Below are 20,485 nucleotides of genomic sequence, written 5' to 3'. Positions count from 1 at the left end.
CCCTTACGGTGTACAGCTGACTAGTTCGCGGTAGCCGGGGGCGGGTCAGTCGGCCGCCTTCCGGGTGAGGTCGTAGAAGGTGACCGAGCCCGCCGTCACCTCCTCGAAGTTCTGCTGCACCCAGGCGGAGATCTGCGCCGACGCGGAGGATTCGGTGCCCAGGGCACGGCCGCCGCCCATGGCCCCGCCGGCGATGAAGTAGTGGATCCTGCCGTCCTCGACGTACCGCTGGAACTGGGCAAGGGCCGGGGAGGGGTCGGTGCCGTTGAAGCCGCCCACGGCCATCACGGGCTCACCGGTGGCGAGTTGGTAGCTCGCGGCGTTCTGGGCACCGATGGCGGCCGCCGCCCAGGTGTAGTCGTCCGCATCGGTTTCCAGCAATTTCCTGGCTTCGGAGCCGACGTCGGTGCCGCCGAGGAGGCCGCCCATGGCGCCGCGGCCGCCGGGTCCGGTGCCTCCGCCCCGTCCTCCGGGTGCGGTGCCTCCGCTCTGTCCTCCGGGTCCGTAGCTTCCGTTCGGTCCTCCGGGTCCGTTGCCGGGTGGGGTGCCGTTGGGTATTCCGCCGCCGGGGGGCGTGGTGCCGTCGTTCTGCTGGGGTCCGCCGTTCCGGCCCGTCGGGCCGCCGCCGGGAAAGCCGCCGGGCGGGATCTGGCCCTGCGGGCTCTGCTGACCCTGCTGGTTCTGTGCGCCATCGGGGAAGCCGCGCCCGTCCGGGTCGCCACCGCCGGGACCCGCGTCACCGCCGGGGCCGCCGCCCGTACGGAACCCCGCAGGGCCTGCCGTGACGATCGAACCCGAGTGGCCCTGCTGGAGCGTGCTGAGCGTGTACGCGGTCGGGCCCGCCAGCGATGCCACCAGGCCGAGGCCGGCCGCCGCGAGGGCCACGGGCCGCCGGACCCGGCCGGCGAAGGTCAGGCCGAGGGCGGCGAGCAGCCCGCCGGCCAGCACCAGCCACTTCAGCCAGGGCTGGTAGCCGGGCGTGCGGTTCAGCAGGACGTATCCCCAGGCGGCCGTGGCCGTGACGGCGGCCGCAAGGGTGAGCGAGGGCCAGAGGGAGCGCCGCTTCTCCCAGAGCAGGGTCGCGCCCGGTCCGGCGACGGCGGCCAGGTACGGGGCGAGGGCCACCGTGTAGTACTCGTGGAAGATGCCCGCCATGTAGCTGAAGACGGCCAGGGTCGTCAGCAGCGAGCCGCCCCAGACGAGGAACGAGGCGCGAGCCGGGTCGGTGCGTGCGGCCCTGCGGGTGAGGATCAGCCCGGCGGCGAGCAGGATCAGCGCGGCGGGCAGCAGCCAGGAGATCTGGCCGCCGGTCTGAAAGTTGAACATCCGGTCCCAGCCGGTCTCCCCCCACCGGCCGCCGCCACCGCCGGGACCGGCGCCGCCCCCGCCGACGCTGCCGGTCTCCTCCCCGTTGAGCCGGCCGAGGCCGTTGTAGCCGAGGGTCAGCTCCAGGAAGCTGTTGTGCTGCGAGCCGCCGATGTACGGCCGGGACGAGGCCGGCCACAGTTCGACGACCGCCACCCACCAGCCGCCGGAGACCACCAGCGCGGCCGTCGCCAGCGCCAGTTGAGCAAGCCGTTTCCGCAGGCGGACCGGGGCGCAGACGCCGTGCACGAGGGCGAGCACGGGGAGGATCAGGAAGGCCTGAAGGGTCTTGGTGAGGAACGCGAAACCGATCGTGACGCCGGCCCACACCAGCCACTTCGTGCGGCCGTCCTCGACGGCCCGGATCACCAGGTAACAGGCGAGGGACATCAGCAGCGCCAGCAGCGCGTCCGGGTTGTTGAAGCGGAACATCAGCGCCGCGACCGGTGTGAGGGCCAGCACGGTGCCCGCGAGCAGACCGGCCGCCCGGCCGAAGCGGCGGCGGACGGCCGCGTGGACCACGGCGACGGTGGCGACGCCCATCAGCACCTCGGGGACGAGGATCGCCCAGGAGTTCAGGCCGAAGAGCCGGACGGAGAGCGCCATCGGCCACAGGGCGGCCGGGGGCTTGTCCACCGTGATGGCGCCCGCCGCGTCCAGCGAGCCGAAGAAGAACGCCTTCCAGGACTGGCTGCCCGCCTGGACGGCGGCCGAGTAGAAGGAGTTGGCGTAGCCGGAGGCGCTGAGGTTGTGCAGATACAGCAGGCCGGTGGTGAGCAGCAGGGCGAGGAGGGCCGGGCGCGCCCAGCGAGGGTCCTGCGGCCGCCCGCGCCACAACCGGCGGAGGAGGGGCTGCCGTTCGGGGTGCTGCTCGGTCATCGGGAGTCCCTCGGGTCGTGGCCGGCGGCGAAGTGGTCCCGTTCCGGGAACACCCAGGCGCGGAAGAGCAGGAAGCGGAGGATGGTCGCCGCGAGATTGGCGACGACGAGGACGGCCAGTTCGGTGGAGTGCGCGGGCTCGTGCGTCGCCGTGTTCAGCGCGGCGAGTGAGCCGCTGGTCAGGACGAGGCCGATGGCGAAGACGACAAGTCCCTGGGCCTGGTGGCGCACCACTCCGCGGCGCCCCCGCACCCGGAAGGTGAGGCGCCGGTTGGCGGCGGTGTTGGCGAGGGCCGAGACCAGCAGGGCGAGCGCGTTGGCGGGCTGGGAACCGGTGAAGGAGCGGAAGGTTGTGTAGAGCAGCAGGTAGAAGAGGGTGGAGAGGACGCCGACGGTGCAGAAGCCGGCCAGTTGCCGGGCCAGTCCTCGCGGTACGTCCTCGAGAGTGCGGTCGCGGGGATCGTCGCCGAAGGGGCGGGCCAGCCGGTCCAGTGGGAGCGCGCCGGTGGCCAGGGCCCGGCCCACCCGCCACACGCCTTTGAGGTCCTCGGCGGCCGTGCGCAGGATGTGGACCCTGGAGTCGGGGTCGTCCACCCAGTCGACCGGCACCTCGTGGATGCGGAGCCCAGCTCGCTCGGCGAGCACCAGCAGTTCGGTGTCGAAGAACCAGCCGGTGTCCTCCACCAGCGGGAGCAGCACCCGCGCCACGTCACGGCGGATCGCCTTGAACCCGCACTGCGCGTCGGAGAAGCGGGCCTGGAGCGAGCCGCGCAGGATCAGGTTGTAGGAGCGGCTGAGGAACTCCCGCTTGGCTCCGCGCACCACCCGGGAACCGCGGCTCAGCCGGGAGCCGATGGCGAGGTCCGAGTGGCCGGAGATCAGCGGGGCCACCAGCGGCAGCAGAGCGTTGAGGTCGGTGGACAGGTCCACGTCCATATAGGCGAGGACGGGGGCGTCGGAGGCCGACCAGACGGTGTGCAGGGCCCGGCCGCGTCCCTTCTGCTCCAGCCGGACGGACCTGACCTCGTCGAGCCGCTCCGCGAGTCGGGTGGCCAGCCGCGGGGTGGCGTCGGTGGAGGCGTTGTCCGCGATCGTGATGCGGAAGGCGTAGGGGAAGGTGCGGGCAAGGTGCTCGTGCAGCCGGCGGACGCACGGCTGGAGGTCCTTCTCCTCGTTGTGGACCGGTATCACGACGTCCAGGACGGGCGTGCCCGCTCCCGCGGCCGGCAGATGCCGCCGGGCCGGCAGGGCGCCGGGGAAAGAATCGGTGTGCATGGCACCCGACGGTCGTCAACTGCCCTGTTGCAGGGGTGTGGTGAGGCTGTGCGGCGGCTGTGAGTCCGGCGGCGCGGAGGCCGGCGGCGCAGGGGCGGACGCGGGAGGTGCCTGCGCGGACGCGAGGTCCGGGGGAATGGGACCCGATGGTGGCGGCGCGGCCCCGGACGCGGGCAGGTGCAGGGTGAACACGGTCCGGCCGGGCGCGCTCTCCACGGTCACGGTGCCGCCGTGCGCGCTCGCCACGGCCCGCACGATCGCCAGGCCGAGACCGGTGGACCCGGTGGTCCGGGTGCGGGCCGCGTCACCCCGCGCGAACCGCTCGAAGACCCGCGGCAGCAGCTCGGGCGGGATGCCGGGCCCGTCGTCGATCACATCCACGCACAGCCAGGGGCCGTTGCGCCGGACCCGGGCGGTGACGGTGGTGCCGGCGGGGGTGTGGCTGCGGGCGTTGCCGAGCAGATTGACCAGCACCTGCTGCAGCCTGGCGGCGTCGGCGTGCACCAGGGCGGGTTCCGCGGGGAGTTCGAGCCGCCAGATGTGGCCCGGTCCGGCCGCCCGCGCATCGCTGACGGTGTCCACGACCAGCGGGACCAGATCGGTCCGCGCGCACTGCAGGGGCCGCCCGGCGTCCAGGCGGGCGAGCAGCAGCAGGTCCTCGACGAGCAGTGTCATCCGGTCCGCCTCGGACTCGATCCGCCGCAGCGCGTGCCGGGTGTCGGGGCCCGGGTTCTCATGGCCCCTGCGGGTGAGTTCGGCGTAGCCGCGGATGGAGGCGAGCGGCGTGCGCAGCTCATGGCCGGCGTCCGCGACGAACTGCCGGACCCGCATCTCGCTCAGCTGACGGGCGTGCAGGGCGCCGTGGATGTGGTCGAGCATGCGGTTGAGGGCGGCGCCGACCCGGCCGACCTCGGTGTGCGGGTCGCACTCGGACTCCGGGACGCGCTCGTCGAGGTTCACCTCGCCGCTGTGCAGCGGCAGTTCGGACACCCGGGTGGCGGTGGCGGCGACCCTGCGCAGGGGCCGGGTGGCGACACCGACCAACGCATATCCGGCGAGGCCCGCCGCGACCAGGCCGGCGCCGGTGACGCTGACCTCGACGAGGAGGAGCGTGTTGAGGGTCTCGGTGGTCTCGGCGGTGGGCAGGGCCACGTAGTACGCGCCGTTCGCGCCGTTGTCGTACATCACCCGGTACTCGCCCAGCCCCGGAAGGTCCACGGTGTGGGCGCGGCGGTCGCGGGGGACGGCGGCGACGGCCGCGAGCTGGGCACCGGTGAGCGGGACGGCCTCGGACATCCGGTGCCCGTCGCCGCTCTCCTCGCTGACCACTCCCGCGGTCGCCCGCCCGTCCTCGACGGTGACGCCGACGGTGCCGATCGCCTGGGGGCCCTTGGTGATGAAGCCGAGCGGGTCCTCGTCCCGCAGGGGCCCCGGCCCCGGCACGGCACCCCTGGGTCCGGCCGCCCGGAGCGCCACGTCCCGCAGCCGGCCGTCGAGCTGCTCGTAGAGATGGGAGCGCAGGGCCAGGGTCGTCACGGTGCCGATCACCGCGCACACCACCGCGATCAGCACCAGGGACGCGACGACCAGCCGGGTCCGCAGGGTCCGCGGCCGCCGTCTCCCCATCGTCAGGCCGCGGGCTTGATCATGTAACCGGCGCCGCGCCGGGTGTGGATCATCGGCTCCCGTCCGGCGTCGATCTTCCGGCGCAGATACGAGATGTACAGCTCGACGACGTTGGCCTGGCCGCCGAAGTCGTAGGACCACACCCGGTCGAGGATCTGCGCCTTGCTGAGCACGCGCCGCGGATTGCGCATCAGGTAGCGCAGCAGCTCGAACTCGGTGGCGGTCAGATGGATGCTGTCCCCGCCCCGGGTGACCTCGTGGCTGTCCTCGTCGAGGGTGAGGTCGCCGACCACCAGCACGGACTCCGGCCGCCGGTCGGCCGCTCCGGAACGCCGGATCAGCCCGCGCACCCGCGCGACGACCTCCTCCAGGCTGAACGGCTTGGTGACGTAGTCGTCCCCGCCCGCGGTGAGTCCGGCGATACGGTCCTCGACGGCGTCCTTGGCGGTCAGGAACAGCACGGGCACATCCGGCAGCTCACGGCGCAGCCGGCTGAGCACGGCGAGGCCGTCCAGGTCCGGAAGCATCATGTCCAGGACGACGGCATCGGGCCGGAACTCGCGTGCGGCCCGTACGGCGTCCTGGCCGTTCTCCGCGCTGCGGATCTGCCAGCCCTCGTAGCGCAGGGCCATGGACAGCAGCTCGGTGATCGACTGCTCGTCGTCCACCACCAGCACCCGGACGGGGCTCCCGTCCGGCCTCAGCAGTTCGGTGCGCCCCTGGGGCGAAAGCGTGGTCATGACGGTCACCCTGGCGAGGCGCTCTGAGAAGACGCTTGCGGCAATCTGTGAATTCGCTGAGAAACGCCGGGTCCCTGCGCCCGCGCCCCTCGGGGTGCCGCACGTTTCACGTGAAACATGCGCGATCCGGACCTCCGGGTCGGTTCCCCCCTCGGTCTGTCGTCCGGCCGCAGTCGGCCGGCCCCGCGGCCGGCCCCAGTCGTCCGGCCGCTCGACCGACCGCAGTCGTCCGGCCGCTCGACCGACCGCAGTCGTCCGGCCGCTCGGCCGGCCTCAGTCGTCGATGCCGAAGAGCCGGGCGGCGTTGTCGTGGCACACCGCCCGCAGCCAGGCCTCCCCCAGCCCCAGCCGCTCCAGGGCGTGCAGCTGGTGGAGGTAGGGGTAGGGGATGTTGGGGAAGTCGGAGCCGAGCAGGATCCTCTCGCGCAGTCCGGCCAGCCGGGGCAGGGCCCGCCCGGGGAACGGCGCCAGACGCTCGGTGAAGTCGGTGAAGGCCATGGTGGTGTCCAGCCGCACCTCCTCGTAGCGCTCGGCGAGGTCCAGGAAGTCCTCGTACTCGGGCATGCCGAGGTGCGCCACGATCAGCCGCAGCCGGGGGTGCCGTGCCAGCACGCGGGCGACAGGCTCCGGACCGGTGTGCTTGCCGGGCGCGGGACCGGAACCGCAGTGGATCACCACGGGCACGCCGGCCTCGGCGAGCAGACCCCAGGCGCCGTCCAGCGCCGGGTCGGCCGGATCGTAGGCGCCCACCTGCACATGCGCCTTGAAGACCCGCGCCCCCGCCTCCACGGCCTCCCGCACATACGCCTCCACGCCGTCCTCGGGGAAGAGGGTGGCGGTGTGCAGGCAGTCGGGCGTGCGGGCGGCGAAGCCGGCCGCCCAGTCGTTGAGCCAGCGGGCCATCCCGGGCTTGTGGGGGTAGAGCATGGCGGTGAAGGCCCGGACGCCGAAGGCCCTGAGCAGCTCGGCCCGTTCCCGCTCCTCGGCGCGGTAGGCGATCGGCCACTCGATGCCGCCGGTCAGCGGGCCGAGACCGTCGAAGTAGGCCCACACCTTGTGCAGCACCCGCTCCGGCATGAAGTGCGTGTGCACATCGACCAGGCCGGTCAGGCCCAGCCCTTCCCAGAAGCGCCGCACATCATGGGCCTCCGCCCGGGCGGAGCCGGACAGCCCCGGCCCGTGGATTCCGGCTCGGTCGTCGCTCGCGGTCGCCGCCGCCGTGAGGTGATCACACATGCCGCCCACGATCACCTCTGGGCCCGCCCCGCGTCCACACCCTGTCGCCGTCAGAACAGGCCCTCCTGCACCACCGCGTCCTCGACCGCCCCGTACTTCCTGACCGGCACCGACAGTTCCCGCCCCTGCACCGGGAGCAGAGGCCACCCGGTCAGCAACCGGGTGTCCAGCACCACGACACCCGCCGCGGTCGCCAGGTGAAGATCGGGCCCGGCGGCGGCCACCAGCTCCCCGCTCACCGCGCCCCCGGCGACCAGCTCGCTCACCTCCCCCACGGCGGGCGGCAGGCTCCCGAGCCCGAAGACGCGGACGTGGTCGACGGGCCGGAACGGCTCGCGCTCCAGCGACTCGGGCCAACCGTCCAGGGCGACCGCCTGTGCGTGCAGCCGGGCCAGTTCGGCCGCCCGTTCCTCCTCGCCCCGCGGCAGCAGGGCCCGTACGGCGCGCTTGCGGACGTAGGGGATGCGGTCCGGCACTCCCAGCGCGGCCCGCAGCAGCTCCTCGGTGCGCCGCGCCGCCATCAGCGGTCCGGTGCCCAGCCAGCTGAAGCACACGGCGCCCTGCTCCAGCAGCCGCGCCGGGCCGCGCTCCACCGCCGTGATCCCGGCCTTGGTCATCCCGGGGCCGAACCACGCCAGATAGACGCGGTACGGCCGGGGATCGCCGGCGAGCGTGTCGGCGGCCACCGAGTGCGCCCGGTCCAGGCGTGCGCACTCCTCGCACCGGGCCCCCGTACTGCGGCCCGGCACCACCGCCGCCGACGGACAGACGTGCCCCCGCGCCCCGGCGCACCGGCGCACACCCCCCTCGGCGGCCGGAGCGACCCCGAAGGCCACCCGCTTCCCCCAGGTCAGCGCACTGCGCCGCCCGCCGTCCCACACCAGCGCGGGACCGCCGTCCGCCGACCACCTGAGCCCCGAGCAACGCCATGCCTGTGCCATCACCGACGAGCCTAGGCGCCCCCACCGACAGCCTCCGGCGCCCGCAAACACCCCGTCGCGGGCGTCATGTCGCCGACATGCCGAGTGCCGCCGGGAGTGGAAGTCTGGTCATCAGAACGCCATTACTCGGGGAGAGCTGAGAGGGCGAGCACATGGCCAGCAGCAACGTCACCGGTACCGGACATCGTCGCGGCGGCTTCGCCGCGGAGAGCGCCTGGGCCACGGGATGGACCGGAGCCGCGGCCGTCCTGATGACCTTCGGCGGCATCATGGCGATCTTCCAGGGCATCGCCGCCATCGCCGAGGACGACGTCTTCGTCGTCACCCAGAACTGGACCTACGAGTTCAGCGTGACCGGTTGGGGCTGGATCCACCTGATCCTCGGAGCCCTCGTGTTCCTGGCCGGACTGGCCCTGTTCCAGGGGGCGGCCTGGGCCCGCGCCGTGGGCGTGGCACTCGCCGGACTGAGCATGATCGCCAACTTCCTGTGGCTGCCCCACGCCCCGGTCTGGTCGATCGTTCTCATCGTCATCGACGGATTCATCATCTGGGCCCTTTGCGCCCCACGCCGCGAGTCCCGCGCCTAGGGTCCCCGCGGCCTTCCCCTTCTGCTCCCGTATGGAAGGCAGACGACCACCCCCTTCGACGGTGTGGAGTGCGCTGTGGCCGTGGCTGCTGGAGGCAGCGGGCATGACGGCCATGGTCACCGCGTACTTCCTGCTTCCGCTGGACCGTCTGGGGCCCCGTCGCCCGGTCCTCAGCTGGCTCCTCTTCGGGCTCGCGCTGGCTCTGGTGGCCGCGTTGCTGCTGCGGCAGATCGTCCACGTCCTGCTGCACCGGCCGAACGCCCGCCCGGGCCTGGTCATCCCCCTGCTGATGTGCCTGTCCGTGCTGACCTTCGCGACCACCTACCAGAGCCTGGCCGAGCAACCCGGTGAGATGGCGGGCGGTCTCGCGACCCGCCTGGACGGCATCTACTTCACCCTGGTCACCCTCGCGACCATCGGCTATGGCGACATCACCCCGCGCGGCCAGTCCGCCCGTCTGGTCGCGATCCTGCAGATCCTCTACACGTTCATCTTCCTCACGGCGGCGGCGACGGCCCTGTCCCGCCATCTCAGCGAGGCCGTGCGGCGCCACACCCCCCGCCACCCGTCCGAGACCGCCCGCCGGCACGCCCCGCCACCCCGGCCCGGCGACACTCCCGGCGACACCTGAGTGCCCCGGCGGCTCCCACCGGGCAGACTCCCGGGCAGATTCCGAGCGCGACCGGCCGCCCGAGAGACGCACACAGGACGAGCGAGGGAGAGATCAGCATGGCGATCCAGCGGATGGACAACGTCGGCATCGTCGTCGAGGACCTGGACGCCGCCATCGCGTTCTTCGAGGAACTCGGCATGGAGCTGGAGGGCAGGGCGGAGATCCAGGGCGCCTTCGCCGACCAGTGCACCGGACTCGACGGCGTCCACTGCGATGTCGCGATGCTCCGCACACCGGACGGCCACGGCCGCATCGAGCTGGCCAAGTACCGCAGCCCCGCGCTGATCACCGGCCCGCGCGACCAGCCGCACAACGTGCTGGGCACGCACCGCATCATGTTCGCCGTCGACGACATCGAGGACACCGTCGCCCGGCTGCGCCCGCACGGCGCCGAGCTCCTCGGCGAGATCGCCCGCTACGAGGACCTCTACCTGCTCTGCTACCTCCGCGGCCCGGACGGCATCATCGTCGCCCTCGCCGAGCAGCTCCGCTGAGCCGCCTCCGGCTCCGGCGACGGCGTTCAGCCGACGAGCCCCACCGACACCAGTCCACCGCCGGCGGCGACGGCCCGGGCGGCACCGCGCTGCCAAGCGGTGACCTCCTCGACGCGGCCGCGCGTCGCCATGATCATGAGCGCGTTGGCGGCGAAGGCGGGCAGCAGAATGCCGAACAGGGCGAACGTGCCGACCGCGGACGGGGACCACTCGACGCGCGCGGTCGGCGCACCGGCCACCATCGCCGCGGCGGCCAGCGCGTACAGCACCCCGGACACCAGAGTGATGTCGTCCCTCTTGGCCGGTGCGGGACCCCGCCCCTTGTGGTGCTGCCAGTGCCGCCGCTCGGTGCCGAACCGCGCCAGCACCATGATCCCCACCTCGATCGCCAGGGCGACCACCGCGATCTGCTCGATCGTCATCGCTTCCCCCTTTCACCCCGATCTGCCCCGAACCTACGATCTCCGCACCAAGATCAAATAGCCCTTTGAGCAAGATCAGAGCTTGGGGGCCTGGGAGGCCGGAGGGAACTTTGGCGGCCGTCCGGCGCCGCCACCCGCACCCCGCACAACGCGAGAGGCCCCGGATCGCTCCGGAGCCTCTCATCTGTGCGCACTCGGCAGGATTCGAACCTGCAACCTTCTGATCCGTAGGATCGGGGGCGGCGGTTGCGTCCTGGGAAGTGGTGTACGGGTTCCCACCTGATCCGGGTGTTTGGTCCGGCGTCGGGGTGAGGGCCCGGATATGAGCACGGTCACCGGCTGATCTCTCAAGACGACCAAGTCTTCGAAGGAGACCAGCACGATGACCGCACCGGACAGTCTGCCCCTGCACGCCCTCGCCGAGGAGAATCTCGCCGCGGCGAGTCCCGATCTGCTGCGCGCGATGATCAAGACGTTCGCGAAGAGATCGGCCGTCGCGCACGTCGCGCCGGGCCCTCCGCCCCGACTTGGTCAAGAGCCTCTCCAACTGCCCATCACACGGAAGCGGTGGGATCTGAACCCACCGCCCCGAGTTCTCAGTTGATCCCCTTGAAGACTTCAGAGACCGGGAGGAAGCAATGGCCAGTCTCACTGGCATGGCGCTTCTTACGACGCATCAGCTCATCCAGGCGTATGCGCTGGTCGAGCACGGCCATGAAGTCACCCCCGTCCATCGTGACGAACGGTGTGCTGAAGCTGTAGACCGCCAAAGCATCGGAGGTGAAGCCGTTCACGCTGACGTAGAGACCGAGGGTGTTCTTGGCCTTGCGCTCGATGTTGGACTTGAAGACATCCAGCTCGCGGCGACCGATAGCCTCTTTCCACCACTTGGCCTCAAGCACATAGTGGTCGGTGTCGAAGGAGAACGCGCCATCGATCTGCTCGTACTCCAGGCTGTATGACGCCCGCGGCTCCAGGTCGTACAGGCCGAACAGCTCGTTGATGAAGCCCTCGAAGTCCCGGCCTCGCTGATGCTTGTCGGTGGCCGAGTGCATGACGATGAACCGTTGCCTCAGCTCCTCATGGGCCTGGGCGAACGCCCGACCGTCCTGGGCCTGCTTGGCGCTCTCCGCGATGGTGGCTGCGTGCGCCTCGTGCTCCTCGATGACCTCACGCTGCTTGGCTGTCCATCGCTTCAATTCGGCTACGGCAGCCTTCGCGCTAGCCACCTTGTCGGCACCATCAACCTGTCGTTCGAGGTTCGGAAACCGATCCATGGCGGCGATGTCGAGCATTAGGGCAACCGTCACGTCCAGGTACCGGGCCTCATTGGCTCGCAGCAACTTAACTAGGTGGCCTGACACTTCCCGCTTGGTGGCCTGGAAGTTCAGCTGCGCCAGCAGCTCACTGTGCTCCTGCAGCATGCCCCGGACGTACAGCTCAAAAGGGTCCTTGTTCCAGTAAATCAGCCAGAGCGCATCGGCCAGTGCGTTGTACGCGCTCGGGTTGATGGCCTTACTGCGGGCACTGAACTGTGACACCGCCCCCTCCTCCACACGCACCGTTACCGACCCATCACGGTACCGCGCAAACAGTCGTTGATCAGCCCATACGGCAAAGGTTGATGCGGGACGGAGTCAGCAGTACCGGCCTCACCACTGGGATTTTCGTCAATCTGACGTGAATGTTGCTCAAGCCTCTCCCTCATGCCTTGTTGGTCTGAAATCCTGGAGACCGATCGAGAGGGGCCGCAGGTATGGAGTGGAAGACCCACGGTGAGCGACAGGTCTACACCAACAAGTGGGTGAATCTGTGTCTGGTCGACGTCCAGCAGCCTGACGGGCGCAGGTGGGAGTACCACGTCGTTCGCCTGCGGCACCTGGCCGTGGCCGCCGTGGTCAACGATCGCCAAGAGGTGCTGATGATGTGGCGGCACCGCTTCATCACGGACTCCTGGGCCTGGGAGTTGCCCATGGGCCTGGTCGAGGAGGGCGAGTCCCCGGAAGAGGCAGCGGCTCGCGAAGTCCTGGAAGAGACGGGCTGGCGTCCTGGCCCCGTCAAGCCCCTGATTTACGCCGAGCCGGCCAACGGGATCACCGACTCGCAGCACCATGTCTTCCGCGCGAACGGCGCGACCTACGTCGGGCCGCCCACGGAGAAGAACGAGTCTGACCGCATCGAGTGGATACCCCTCAGTGAGGTGCGGGGCATGATCGACCGTCGGGAGATTGTCAGCAGCGGATCCCTCGTCGGCCTCCTCTACCTGCTCATGGATGAAGCGATCCGCTGACCGGTGGGAGGACCGCCCGTAGCCGTGCCTCGAAGGCCAGGGCTACGGGCTCTTGCCTGTATGGGGCCAACTGGTCGTAGAACTCCCTGAGGTGGCCTGACACTCGCTCGGAGGCCACTGCCGAAGCGGACTCCAGAGCCTGCGTGGCCGTGCTGCACGCCTGGTCGAGCTTCCCTTGGTCCAGTTGAGTGCGAGCCAACCAGAACGCGTGAAAGGCCCGGCCACGCTGATTGGTGCGGTCTTCCCGACGCAGCGCATCCGCGATCAAGGGCTCGGCCGTCGCTGCCTCGCCCAGTCGGCCGTGAGCGATGCCCGTATCCACGATCAGCTTCGGCTCATCGAAGTAGGTCACCCATGCCGGGTCCGGGTCGGTGGCCTGGATCTGCTCGAACTGGCGGTGGGCTTCGGGGATCGCCCGGTGAGTTGACGTCTGGTTGCCGAGCGTGGCATGGGCGAAGGCTTCGCGCATGGACAGCATCGATGGGACGCGTGGGGTGGTGCCGAGGGCTGAGCGGGCTTGGTCCTGGGCGGCGGTCACGAGGGCAAGGGAGTCCGCGGGCTTGTCCTGGTAGGTGGCCTGCAAGCTCATGCAGGCAAGGACGTTGGCCATGAACTGGCGGTCGTCGATTTCCTTGGCCAGTTGCAGGGCCTCAGTGAAGTACGAGCGGGCCTGGTTGTACTGGCGGGCGTCGAAGTAGGTCCAGCCGGTGAGGCGCGCCAGCTCGGCCGCGATTCCGTACAGGCCATTCTGGATGGACGGCGGTCGGCTCTCCTTCAAGAGTCCGACCACATATCGCAGCTGGCCGACGATGGCTGGCCTCAGAGCCTCGCCGCCGTGCTGGTCGTCGCGTCGCCAGTAATCTTCGATAGACGACCGGAAGGCTTCGAGTGTTGCTGCGCTCAGGCTCGTTCGGGTGGCCAGCGTCAGGATGCTGTCCACGTCGGGACCCGGCAAGGAGTCGGGGGTCTGTTTCTCCGGCTCCGGCTGCTGAGGCGTCTCTCGCTCGGTGACGACGAGAGCCTGGGGAGTTTCCCAAGGCCGCCGGGCAAGCCCAAGCATGTCCCCTGGGATGCGCAAGCCGTCCGCGATGCGCTCAATGACGTCCATGTGGAGTAACTGGCGTCGGCCTGCCATGACTTCACCAACTCGGCTGGGCGTCAACTCGCACCGCCTGGCGATCATCGACGGGTAGATGCCCGCCCTGGTCTTCACCAGCCGGAAGACTCGGGCGAAGTCCCGTGCCCGGCACGCGTTGATCATCTCGGGATCCGTGAGCAACCTGGCAGGCAGTTCCTGCGGCCGGTCGGCGTCGGGCATTGGGCAAGCTCCCACACTGCGAGGGCTACGCAACGTTGCTGGTTCTCTACTTGCCGCGATGTTACCCAAGTTGGGTAATCAGCCTGACCTTTCGATGGCGGTCTCCGGATCGCGATGCTCCTTGCATGGCGAGCAAACAGCAGACCAGACCAGGCATCGGTGAACTGGCGAAGGACAGCGCCAGGGGACGTATCGGCGTCGTCATGGGTGAGGTCGGCGGCCGTGTGCAGATAAGGCCGGTCGGCGGCGGCACGGAGTGGGATGCCATGCCGGACAACGTGGTGGCGCTGAGTGCGCGGGAGGAACTGAGCGCACGCCTGGCCATCAAGAACGGCAACAGTCGGGATGGGCTGTGATGCGCGCCATCGGCCGGTACGCGGGAGTCCTGTTCATCATCATGATCAGCGGGTCGAGCGGCCTGGTGATCGGCATGGCTCTCGCCATCAGCCAGTAGACCGGCCGCCCCGAACGGGTGCCAGTTCCCCGGCTCCCCCGTCCCCGTTCGGGGCCGGCCATCCGAGCCCGCGTCCTCGTCGTCCATGAACCAGGCTCGACGACCAATGCGGGCGGTAAGTGCCACGCACCGCCACACACGAGGAGTACTCGCATGACGGCAACAGCGAACGATCAGAGGACCGGTCGCGCGGTGGCTGGTGAGGAGCTGTTCGAGAGCCTCGCCCACTTCGTGATCGTCCACAACGGACAGTCGCCCGAGCGCGCCGAGCGGATCGCGGACCAGGCGGTCGCCTTCCTGGTGACCGCGGCCACCGCCACCGTTCCCATGGTCCCTTCGGACGACGTGGACCTCGGCCTGCACGCGCTCATCCTGCACACGAAGGAGTACGCCGAACTCTGCGAGCAGTACGCGGGCCGCTTCCTGCACCACAACCCGAAGCCGGGTGGCGGTGGCCGCGACCCGGAGAAGGTCGCTGCTTCGGCTCGCGCCATGAAGGCCGCCGGGTTCATGGTCTTCGACGATCTCTGGACCGTGAACGGGGAGAACCTCGCGCAGTGCGACTCGGACTGCGGTCGGCCGTACGGCCAGGCGTAGCACACGACAACAGCGACGCGGCCGGCCTCTGCTCATGGTCGGCCGCGTTCGCCAGGAGGGAGAAGCGACCTTGTCCGGCCCAACCCCTGAACTGCCGATCGTGGTGGTCGACGCGCTCATGCCCACGGCGCAGCACCTGGTCATCAACCGCCGGGGCTCCACGGTCTGGGAAGTGGAGAGCCACCGGGGCCGATACGCCGTGAAGCTCGGTCACCCGATCGAAGCCACGGCCGATTGGCCTGCGCAGCCCTGGACTGCGCTCGCCCCCGCACGCGAGGGTGCCGTTCTCTATCGCCTCGGCCTCGACGGCATCGCCTACGGCGAGTGGGAGCGCGGAACCTGGAATTTCCAGCCGTGGTACGAGGGGCCGGACTTGTACAGGCTCTGGGCACCCTGCCGTAAGCGAGACTCGTCCATCAAGCCGCACACCAGCGTGGCGCTGGGATGCGTCGAAGCGCTGGCAGAACTCCATGCCAAGGGCTGGGCGCACGGGGATGTGCAACCCGCCCACTTCATCATCGGGCCGGAGCGAACCCATCTCATCGACCTCGCCCTTGCACGAGGTGGGCACGTACCCGAGTGGTACGACTTCCCGTTCCGCGGCTGCCTCGTCCACTACGAGGCACCGGAGATCGCTCGTAGCGTGCTGGCAACCGGAGAAGCCGAGCCGACGCAGGCAGCCGACATCTACGCACTCGGCGCCTCCCTGCTCATCTCCGCCACAGGTTGGCGGGCGGTCGAGTACCCCGACGACGCTCCGCGCCGTGTGCAGAGAGAGGCGGTGGCGAACGGTCGGCGGCGGCCCGTGAGGGTGCCCGGTGAGCTGGGCGAGCTGATCGACGCGATGCTCAGCCACGCCCCGGAGGATCGACCGACGATCCACGAGGTGGGCAAAGCCCTGAGCTGATCCCGGGCGGCCGGTGGGACGGTGCGGTCGCTCTCAACGCGTCTCGACCTGGTCCTGGTGCTCGGGCTGGTCGGGTTGCTTCCTGCTCTGGCTGTCCGTCTTGGCGGTGTTGCGCGCTGAGTGGCCAGGGGCCGCCGGAGCGGTGGCGGAGACAGGGAGCGGCGACGGCCCGTGGCCGCCAGCGCGCGCGGCCCGCCGCAGGCCGGCCGCCTTGACTCCCAGCGCTCCGCCTTCCTCCGCGTCGCCGACGCACTGAGAGACGACCGCACTCACACAGACGACGAAAGCTCGTGACAGGTAGACGCTGACTGGCAGCCGAAGCCTTCCCAGATAAGAAGAAGAACGGGCCCCGCGGAGGTAGCGAGGGCCCGCTCTCTTGGTACATCGGTGGGATCAGCTGGTGATCCGCTCAACGGTGTCGACTCGCGCGGCCCGGATCCGAAGCGTCACGATATTGTCACCGCCATCTCCGATGTCGTAGAAGTCGATGTAGTCCCCGACAGTGGCGAACCCTGTCGCCTCGACCTCGCGCTGGCTACTGAGGTCTTTGTTGATCACGTACTTGTACACCGGGGTCCTCATCCCTTCGACCGCCTCGGGTCGCGCCCCGGAGGGACAGTGTTCTGTTCCCGTACCTGGCCGTTCCTGCCACGGACGCGGAGCTCTCCGCCGCCGTCGTTGGCCAGGATCTCTTTGGCGCGAGCGACCGCCTCTGCCTGAGTCGGCAGGACGGCACTGGCTCGATCGGCGCCGGGCCTCGTCACTGCCCAGCCATCCTCGCGCGGGGACACATCCCGGGTGTTAGGCCGGTCTGTCATGGCACATCCGTTTCTGAGGTCAAACGCGCCGGACAGCCATCTTGGAGGAACCAGGAGAGGGCGATAGGGTCCCAAGGCGCGACCAACGCATCAGGCCCCATTGCCGTGCGCCCAACTTCAAGTTGGGCCCCGGCCGGGGCCTGCTTTGGTTTGGCGGATCAAGTGAAGCACCACAGACGACCCGCCAGCAAGCAAGGAACCCCAACATGTGCCACAGAGCGAACCATCACACCACAACATCTTGTGGATGCGGCAGAGCTCAACACAAGGGTACCGGCGCCCACTGACAATCTGGCTGGCTCAACGGGGTAATGCCGGGGTCGACAGCGTCAGCGTCTTCGCCTGCCGACCGTCCCCGCACGAGCGAGGCGAGCACCTACCGGCCGCTCGGGGCCGGCTCCACGGCCAGCGTCCCACCTCAACAAGAGGACTTACGCGATCAGGGTGCGGTTGCCGTCAAACACTGCCGTCAAGGCAAAAGCCGGAGGCCCTGTGGATCACTCCACAGGGCCTCTGAGCTGCTGCGCACTCGGCAGGATTCGAACCTGCAACCTTCTGATCCGTAGTCAGATGCTCTATCCGTTAAGCTACGAGTGCTTGGTTCTTCAGTTTTCTCGCCGCTCCCGAGGCCTTCCGGCCCGCTCGCGGCGACAGGAAGAACATTACATGACTGCCGCCGTCATGTGAAATCCGATTGGTCTACCCCTTGTGACCTGCGGAAACGCGGATATCCGGACCGGGCTCGAGGCCGCCGCGGAACCCCCGTGCACGACGAAGCCCCGGTCGGATGTGACCGGGGCAACGTGATCGGTGCGGAGGCGGAGGGATTTGAACCCTCGATGGGCTTTAAGGCCCAAACCGCATTAGCAGTGCGGCGCCATAGACCGGACTAGGCGACGCCTCCAGCGCACGTGCCCAGCGCGCGAGCGTGATGGGGTAGTGCGTGCCGATGATGACACAGCCGCGTGGGGTGTCACCAATCGCCCCCCACGGTACTAGGCGGAGAGGCCGCAGGGCAAAGCCCTTCCGGCGGCACGTCGCGGGGTGCGCCCCGGTGCGACCCCGTGCGGTGCGTCTGGTGCGTCCTCCGCCTTGACGGCCGCGCCGGGCCGCCTCGGCGGACACGTGGTGCTCGCCCCACCGCAGGAGCACGCCGAGGCACGCCGGGGCACGCCGGAGCGCACCGGTGGCAGACGCCCCCCTGCGATGTGCCGGCCACGTGACGGCGCGGGCCACGAGGTCCCGGCCACCCCGATGTCACGGCCGCCTCCCGCGCAACTACTGCGCAACGTCCGCGGCCGTGATGCGTTGGGCAGGGCATGTCGTATCGCATGCAGGGGATGCCCCGGGCCGCCCGGCGGCTGCTCGTCGCGGGTGCCGCCACCTCCGCCGCCCTCCTCACCTCGCTGCCCGCCGCCGCCGACGCCCCTGAGGCGCGGCCCCGCGAGGGCGACCGCCTCGTCGTCACCGTGCGCGATGCGGGCAGCGGGGCGGACGGCAGGTACGAGGTGCGCTGCCGGCCCAGCGGCGGCAGCCACCCGGACCCGTCCGGGGCGTGCGCCGCCGTGGAGCGGAACACCCGGTGGGGCCAGGACGCCTTCGCCCCGGTGCCGCGGGACACCGTCTGCACCATGCAGTACGGAGGCCCCGCCACCGCCCGGGTCACCGGCACCTGGGCCGGCCGCCCGGTCGACGCGACGTTCGACCGCCGCGACGGATGTGCGATCGCACGCTGGGACCGGTTCGTCCCGCTGCTGCCCGCGGTGGGGTCCGCCCGGGCGCAGGTGTCGTGAGCGCCTTCGGGAGGCGGTGCGCCGGGGACGTACAGGAGACGTAAAGGTCCCGCGCGGCCTGCGGCGGCGTCGCCGCAGGCCGCCGCGCGTTCCGGACGTTTGGGGCGTCACAGGGGCAGCACACCGCCGTCACTTCCTCGTGGTACCTCCTTCTCATCCGCCGTCGCGAGCGCAACCTCAGCCCGTAGACTCCCTCGCGTGACACGCTGCGGGACGGTTGGCAAGATGGCCCGAGCGGTCGGCACGTCGCGGTAACAGGGAGGAAGCGTCTCGTGAGCAGCAGGCCATCCCGAGGCGCTGCTCGCCTCGCAGCCATACTGGACGCGCTTCCCGACGCCCTGGTGCTGGTCAACGCCAACGGAACCGTCGTCAACGCCAACACCATCGCCCTGGAGGCCTTCGAGACCCCGGGCACCGCCCTGGTGGGGCGCGGGCTGCTGGACCTGCTGCCGGAGTTCGACTCCAAGCTCATCCCCGGCTCCATGCGGCGGCCCGACCACATCGACCCCCGGGCCCGCACCAAGCCCACCCGGATGATCGCCCGGCGCACCGACGGGAGCGAGTTCCCCGTCGAGGTCACCAGTGCGAATCTGGAGAACGGCCAGCAGGCCTACGACAACTACGGCTACACCGGCGACGAGCTGCTGATGCTGGTGGTGCGGGACCTGTCCGGCACCGTCGACACCGAGGCCGAACTGGCCCGCTCCCAGCGGCAGACCGAGATGATCCTGCGGGCCGCCGCCGAGGGTGTCGTGGGCACCGACACCGACGGGCGGATCGTGCTGGTCAACCCGGCCGCCGCACAGATACTGGGCTACCGCGCCGGCGAGCTGGGCGGACGCGAACTGCACACCCTGGTCCTGCACTCCCGGGCCGACGGCTCCCCCTTCCCCTACGACGAGTCCCCGCTCGCCGACACCCTGCGCTCCGGACGCAAGCACCGGGTGCGCGGCCAGGTGCTGTACGCCAAGAGCGGCGACAAGGTGCCGGTCGACCTGACGACCGCGCCGGTGCGCGACGGCGACCAGCTGGTGGGCGCCGTGATGACCTTCACCGACCGGCGGCCCTACGACGCCCTCGTCAAGGAGAAGGAGGCGGCGGAGAAGGCGCACGCCGAGGAACTGGAGCGGATCGCCGAGGAGCACGCCTCCGAGCTCACCGCCCTGCGCCAGAGCCACGTCACCGAGATCGAGGAACTGCGCGAGAAGCACGCCGAGGAACTCGCCGCCAACGAGGAGCGCTACGCCGCCCTCGGCGAGCGCGAGAAGGACCGCTACGAGGCGCTCGCCGCCCGGCACGAACAGCTGCTCACCCTGCTCGGCCAGTCGCTGCGCGGCCCGCTGGAGGAACTCCGCCGCGAACTGGCCACCCTCGCCGCCGACGACGCCGGCCAGCTGTGGCCCGAGGCGAACCAGGTGCTGCACCATCTGTCGGCCGGCTACTCCCGCATCACCACCCTGATCGACAACGTCCTCGGCTACCAGCGGCTGGACTCCGGCGCGGAGGCGATCAGCCGGACCAAAGTGATGCTCGACGCGGTCGTCGCCTCCGGTGTCGAGGGAGCCGTGGAGCTGATCGGGCCGGGGCGGGTGCAGTTCGCGGTGCACGCGCCGCCGATCGAGGCCGAGGTGGACCCGCGGCTGCTGGCCACCGCCCTCGCGCATCTCGTCGCCGACGTGGCCGGGGTGGACGCCACCGGCAACAGCCCGGTGTCGACGGGCGGTTACCTGGACAACACGGTCGTGGTCGCGGCGGCCCAGCGCGGCGAGGTCGTGCGCATCGAGGTGCGCGGCCCCTACAGCGGCGGCGACCCGGTGCACGAGCCGATCGTGCGGGGCATCGTGCGGGCGCACGGCGGTGTGCTGCAGACGCACGAGGTGCCGGGCATGAGCGGCAGCGCCTTCGTGCTGGAGGTGCCGATCGGCGGCGGGGCCGGGGTCGTCCAGGCCGGGCAGGCACCGGCCGAGGCGCAGGACGCCCAGGCGGCCTCCGACGGCACGGCGGAGACCAAGGGCTCCGGTGGCCGCGGACGCCGCCGGGCCCGGCGGGCGTCCGTGGACGCCTTCCTGGA

Annotated in this window: 19 protein-coding genes, 2 tRNA genes and 1 pseudogene; 9 read left to right on the top strand and 13 right to left on the bottom strand. The window is 70.4% G+C overall.

The window, feature by feature from the left end; genetic code table 11:
• Positions 1-45: 45 nt before the first annotated feature.
• The 6 genes and pseudogenes from ABD207_RS30495 to ABD207_RS30470 all read right to left on the bottom strand — a co-directional run bounded on the left by ABD207_RS30495 (position 46) and on the right by ABD207_RS30470 (position 8,061).
• Positions 46-2,244: an ArnT family glycosyltransferase gene (locus tag ABD207_RS30495; protein WP_344016513.1), complete on the bottom strand. Its 2,199-nt coding sequence runs from the start codon at positions 2,242-2,244 to the stop codon at positions 46-48.
• A gap of 38 nt (positions 2,245-2,282) precedes the next feature.
• Positions 2,283-3,518 (bottom strand): annotated as a pseudogene (locus tag ABD207_RS30490) (bifunctional glycosyltransferase family 2/GtrA family protein); the annotation flags it as partial.
• Between the two features lie 15 nt (positions 3,519-3,533).
• The gene (locus ABD207_RS30485; protein WP_344016510.1) at positions 3,534-5,144 is read right to left on the bottom strand and encodes an ATP-binding protein; all 1,611 of its coding nucleotides are present in this window, start codon (positions 5,142-5,144) and stop codon (positions 3,534-3,536) included.
• A gap of 2 nt (positions 5,145-5,146) precedes the next feature.
• A complete protein-coding gene (locus ABD207_RS30480; RefSeq protein WP_344016509.1) occupies positions 5,147-5,884 on the bottom strand; it encodes a response regulator transcription factor in 738 nt (245 codons plus the stop codon).
• 273 nt (positions 5,885-6,157) lie between these two features.
• Positions 6,158-7,120, bottom strand: a complete 963-nt coding sequence (locus tag ABD207_RS30475) for an amidohydrolase family protein (RefSeq protein ID WP_344016507.1) — start codon at positions 7,118-7,120, stop codon at positions 6,158-6,160.
• Positions 7,121-7,170: 50 nt separating this feature from the next.
• Positions 7,171-8,061, bottom strand: coding sequence for a DUF2797 domain-containing protein (locus ABD207_RS30470; RefSeq protein WP_344016506.1), 891 nt, complete (start codon positions 8,059-8,061; stop codon positions 7,171-7,173).
• Positions 8,062-8,213: 152 nt separating this feature from the next.
• On the opposite strand from ABD207_RS30470, the gene ABD207_RS30465 reads away from it, so the two are divergent.
• The 3 genes from ABD207_RS30465 (at position 8,214) to ABD207_RS30455 (ending at position 9,815) form a co-directional block, all read left to right on the top strand.
• Positions 8,214-8,648: a DUF7144 family membrane protein gene (locus tag ABD207_RS30465; RefSeq protein ID WP_344016505.1), complete on the top strand. Its 435-nt coding sequence runs from the start codon at positions 8,214-8,216 to the stop codon at positions 8,646-8,648.
• A 31-nt stretch (positions 8,649-8,679) separates the two neighbouring features.
• On the top strand, positions 8,680-9,279 hold the full coding sequence (locus tag ABD207_RS30460; protein WP_425580874.1) for a potassium channel family protein: 600 nt from the start codon (positions 8,680-8,682) through the stop codon (positions 9,277-9,279).
• Positions 9,280-9,377: 98 nt separating this feature from the next.
• Entirely contained in the window at positions 9,378-9,815 is a 438-nt protein-coding gene (locus ABD207_RS30455; RefSeq protein ID WP_344016504.1) for a VOC family protein, read from the top strand.
• A gap of 26 nt (positions 9,816-9,841) precedes the next feature.
• Here ABD207_RS30455 and ABD207_RS30450 read toward each other — a convergent pair whose 3' ends face one another.
• On the bottom strand, positions 9,842-10,237 hold the full coding sequence (locus ABD207_RS30450; RefSeq protein WP_344016503.1) for a hypothetical protein: 396 nt from the start codon (positions 10,235-10,237) through the stop codon (positions 9,842-9,844).
• Positions 10,238-10,833: 596 nt separating this feature from the next.
• The gene (locus ABD207_RS30445; RefSeq protein ID WP_344005479.1) at positions 10,834-11,778 is read right to left on the bottom strand and encodes a restriction endonuclease; all 945 of its coding nucleotides are present in this window, start codon (positions 11,776-11,778) and stop codon (positions 10,834-10,836) included.
• Positions 11,779-11,993: 215 nt separating this feature from the next.
• On the opposite strand from ABD207_RS30445, the gene ABD207_RS30440 reads away from it, so the two are divergent.
• A complete protein-coding gene (locus ABD207_RS30440; RefSeq protein ID WP_344016502.1) occupies positions 11,994-12,527 on the top strand; it encodes an NUDIX hydrolase in 534 nt (177 codons plus the stop codon).
• Here ABD207_RS30440 and ABD207_RS30435 read toward each other — a convergent pair.
• Positions 12,505-13,845 (bottom strand): helix-turn-helix domain-containing protein, encoded by a 1,341-nt coding sequence (locus ABD207_RS30435; protein ID WP_344016501.1) that lies wholly within the window; start codon positions 13,843-13,845, stop codon positions 12,505-12,507. The genes ABD207_RS30440 and ABD207_RS30435 overlap by 23 nt on opposite strands.
• Before the next feature lie 125 nt (positions 13,846-13,970).
• On the opposite strand from ABD207_RS30435, the gene ABD207_RS30430 reads away from it, so the two are divergent.
• From ABD207_RS30430 to ABD207_RS30420, 3 genes are all read left to right on the top strand, one after another.
• Complete coding sequence (locus ABD207_RS30430; RefSeq protein ID WP_344016500.1) at positions 13,971-14,201, top strand: hypothetical protein; 231 nt, start codon at positions 13,971-13,973, stop codon at positions 14,199-14,201.
• Between the two features lie 251 nt (positions 14,202-14,452).
• A complete protein-coding gene (locus tag ABD207_RS30425) occupies positions 14,453-14,896 on the top strand; it encodes a glycine-rich domain-containing protein (RefSeq protein ID WP_344007443.1) in 444 nt (147 codons plus the stop codon).
• A 70-nt stretch (positions 14,897-14,966) separates the two neighbouring features.
• Complete coding sequence (locus ABD207_RS30420) at positions 14,967-15,803, top strand: protein kinase domain-containing protein (protein ID WP_344016499.1); 837 nt, start codon at positions 14,967-14,969, stop codon at positions 15,801-15,803.
• Between the two features lie 393 nt (positions 15,804-16,196).
• On the opposite strand, the gene ABD207_RS30415 is transcribed toward ABD207_RS30420, so the two are convergent.
• From ABD207_RS30415 to ABD207_RS30405, 4 genes are all read right to left on the bottom strand, one after another.
• Positions 16,197-16,373, bottom strand: a complete 177-nt coding sequence (locus ABD207_RS30415) for a hypothetical protein (RefSeq protein ID WP_344016498.1) — start codon at positions 16,371-16,373, stop codon at positions 16,197-16,199.
• A gap of 8 nt (positions 16,374-16,381) precedes the next feature.
• Positions 16,382-16,621 (bottom strand): DUF2188 domain-containing protein, encoded by a 240-nt coding sequence (locus ABD207_RS32255; protein ID WP_425580584.1) that lies wholly within the window; start codon positions 16,619-16,621, stop codon positions 16,382-16,384.
• Between the two features lie 524 nt (positions 16,622-17,145).
• A tRNA-Arg gene (locus ABD207_RS30410) sits at positions 17,146-17,218 on the bottom strand.
• Between the two features lie 216 nt (positions 17,219-17,434).
• A tRNA-Ser gene (locus ABD207_RS30405) sits at positions 17,435-17,525 on the bottom strand.
• A 436-nt stretch (positions 17,526-17,961) separates the two neighbouring features.
• Between ABD207_RS30405 and ABD207_RS30400 the strand changes: the two genes are divergently transcribed.
• Both ABD207_RS30400 and ABD207_RS30395 read left to right on the top strand, forming a co-directional pair.
• Entirely contained in the window at positions 17,962-18,414 is a 453-nt protein-coding gene (locus ABD207_RS30400; protein WP_425580876.1) for an SSI family serine proteinase inhibitor, read from the top strand.
• A gap of 272 nt (positions 18,415-18,686) precedes the next feature.
• On the top strand, positions 18,687-20,485 hold a 1,799-nt coding region (locus ABD207_RS30395), incomplete at its 3' end, for a PAS domain-containing protein (protein WP_344016496.1).

This window comes from Streptomyces thermospinosisporus (genome assembly GCF_039526425.1).
GTDB lineage: Bacteria > Actinomycetota > Actinomycetes > Streptomycetales > Streptomycetaceae > Streptomyces > Streptomyces thermocarboxydovorans.
This window is presented reverse-complemented; position numbering and strand designations above follow the sequence as displayed.

What these genes read in the sequence shown, in the direction of transcription:
- ABD207_RS30495 (WP_344016513.1), bottom strand. Translation starts at nt 2,244, where the DNA reads ATGACCGAGCAGCACCCCGAACGGCAGCCCCTCCTCCGCCGGTTGTGG.
- ABD207_RS30485 (WP_344016510.1), bottom strand. Translation starts at nt 5,144, where the DNA reads ATGGGGAGACGGCGGCCGCGGACCCTGCGGACCCGGCTGGTCGTCGCG.
- ABD207_RS30480 (WP_344016509.1), bottom strand. Translation starts at nt 5,884, where the DNA reads ATGACCACGCTTTCGCCCCAGGGGCGCACCGAACTGCTGAGGCCGGAC.
- ABD207_RS30475 (WP_344016507.1), bottom strand. Translation starts at nt 7,120, where the DNA reads ATGTGTGATCACCTCACGGCGGCGGCGACCGCGAGCGACGACCGAGCC.
- ABD207_RS30470 (WP_344016506.1), bottom strand. Translation starts at nt 8,061, where the DNA reads ATGGCACAGGCATGGCGTTGCTCGGGGCTCAGGTGGTCGGCGGACGGC.
- ABD207_RS30465 (WP_344016505.1), top strand. Translation starts at nt 8,214, where the DNA reads ATGGCCAGCAGCAACGTCACCGGTACCGGACATCGTCGCGGCGGCTTC.
- ABD207_RS30460 (WP_425580874.1), top strand. Translation starts at nt 8,680, where the DNA reads ATGGAAGGCAGACGACCACCCCCTTCGACGGTGTGGAGTGCGCTGTGG.
- ABD207_RS30455 (WP_344016504.1), top strand. Translation starts at nt 9,378, where the DNA reads ATGGCGATCCAGCGGATGGACAACGTCGGCATCGTCGTCGAGGACCTG.
- ABD207_RS30450 (WP_344016503.1), bottom strand. Translation starts at nt 10,237, where the DNA reads ATGACGATCGAGCAGATCGCGGTGGTCGCCCTGGCGATCGAGGTGGGG.
- ABD207_RS30440 (WP_344016502.1), top strand. Translation starts at nt 11,994, where the DNA reads ATGGAGTGGAAGACCCACGGTGAGCGACAGGTCTACACCAACAAGTGG.
- ABD207_RS30435 (WP_344016501.1), bottom strand. Translation starts at nt 13,845, where the DNA reads ATGCCCGACGCCGACCGGCCGCAGGAACTGCCTGCCAGGTTGCTCACG.
- ABD207_RS30430 (WP_344016500.1), top strand. Translation starts at nt 13,971, where the DNA reads ATGGCGAGCAAACAGCAGACCAGACCAGGCATCGGTGAACTGGCGAAG.
- ABD207_RS30425 (WP_344007443.1), top strand. Translation starts at nt 14,453, where the DNA reads ATGACGGCAACAGCGAACGATCAGAGGACCGGTCGCGCGGTGGCTGGT.
- ABD207_RS32255 (WP_425580584.1), bottom strand. Translation starts at nt 16,621, where the DNA reads ATGACAGACCGGCCTAACACCCGGGATGTGTCCCCGCGCGAGGATGGC.
- ABD207_RS30400 (WP_425580876.1), top strand. Translation starts at nt 17,962, where the DNA reads ATGCCCCGGGCCGCCCGGCGGCTGCTCGTCGCGGGTGCCGCCACCTCC.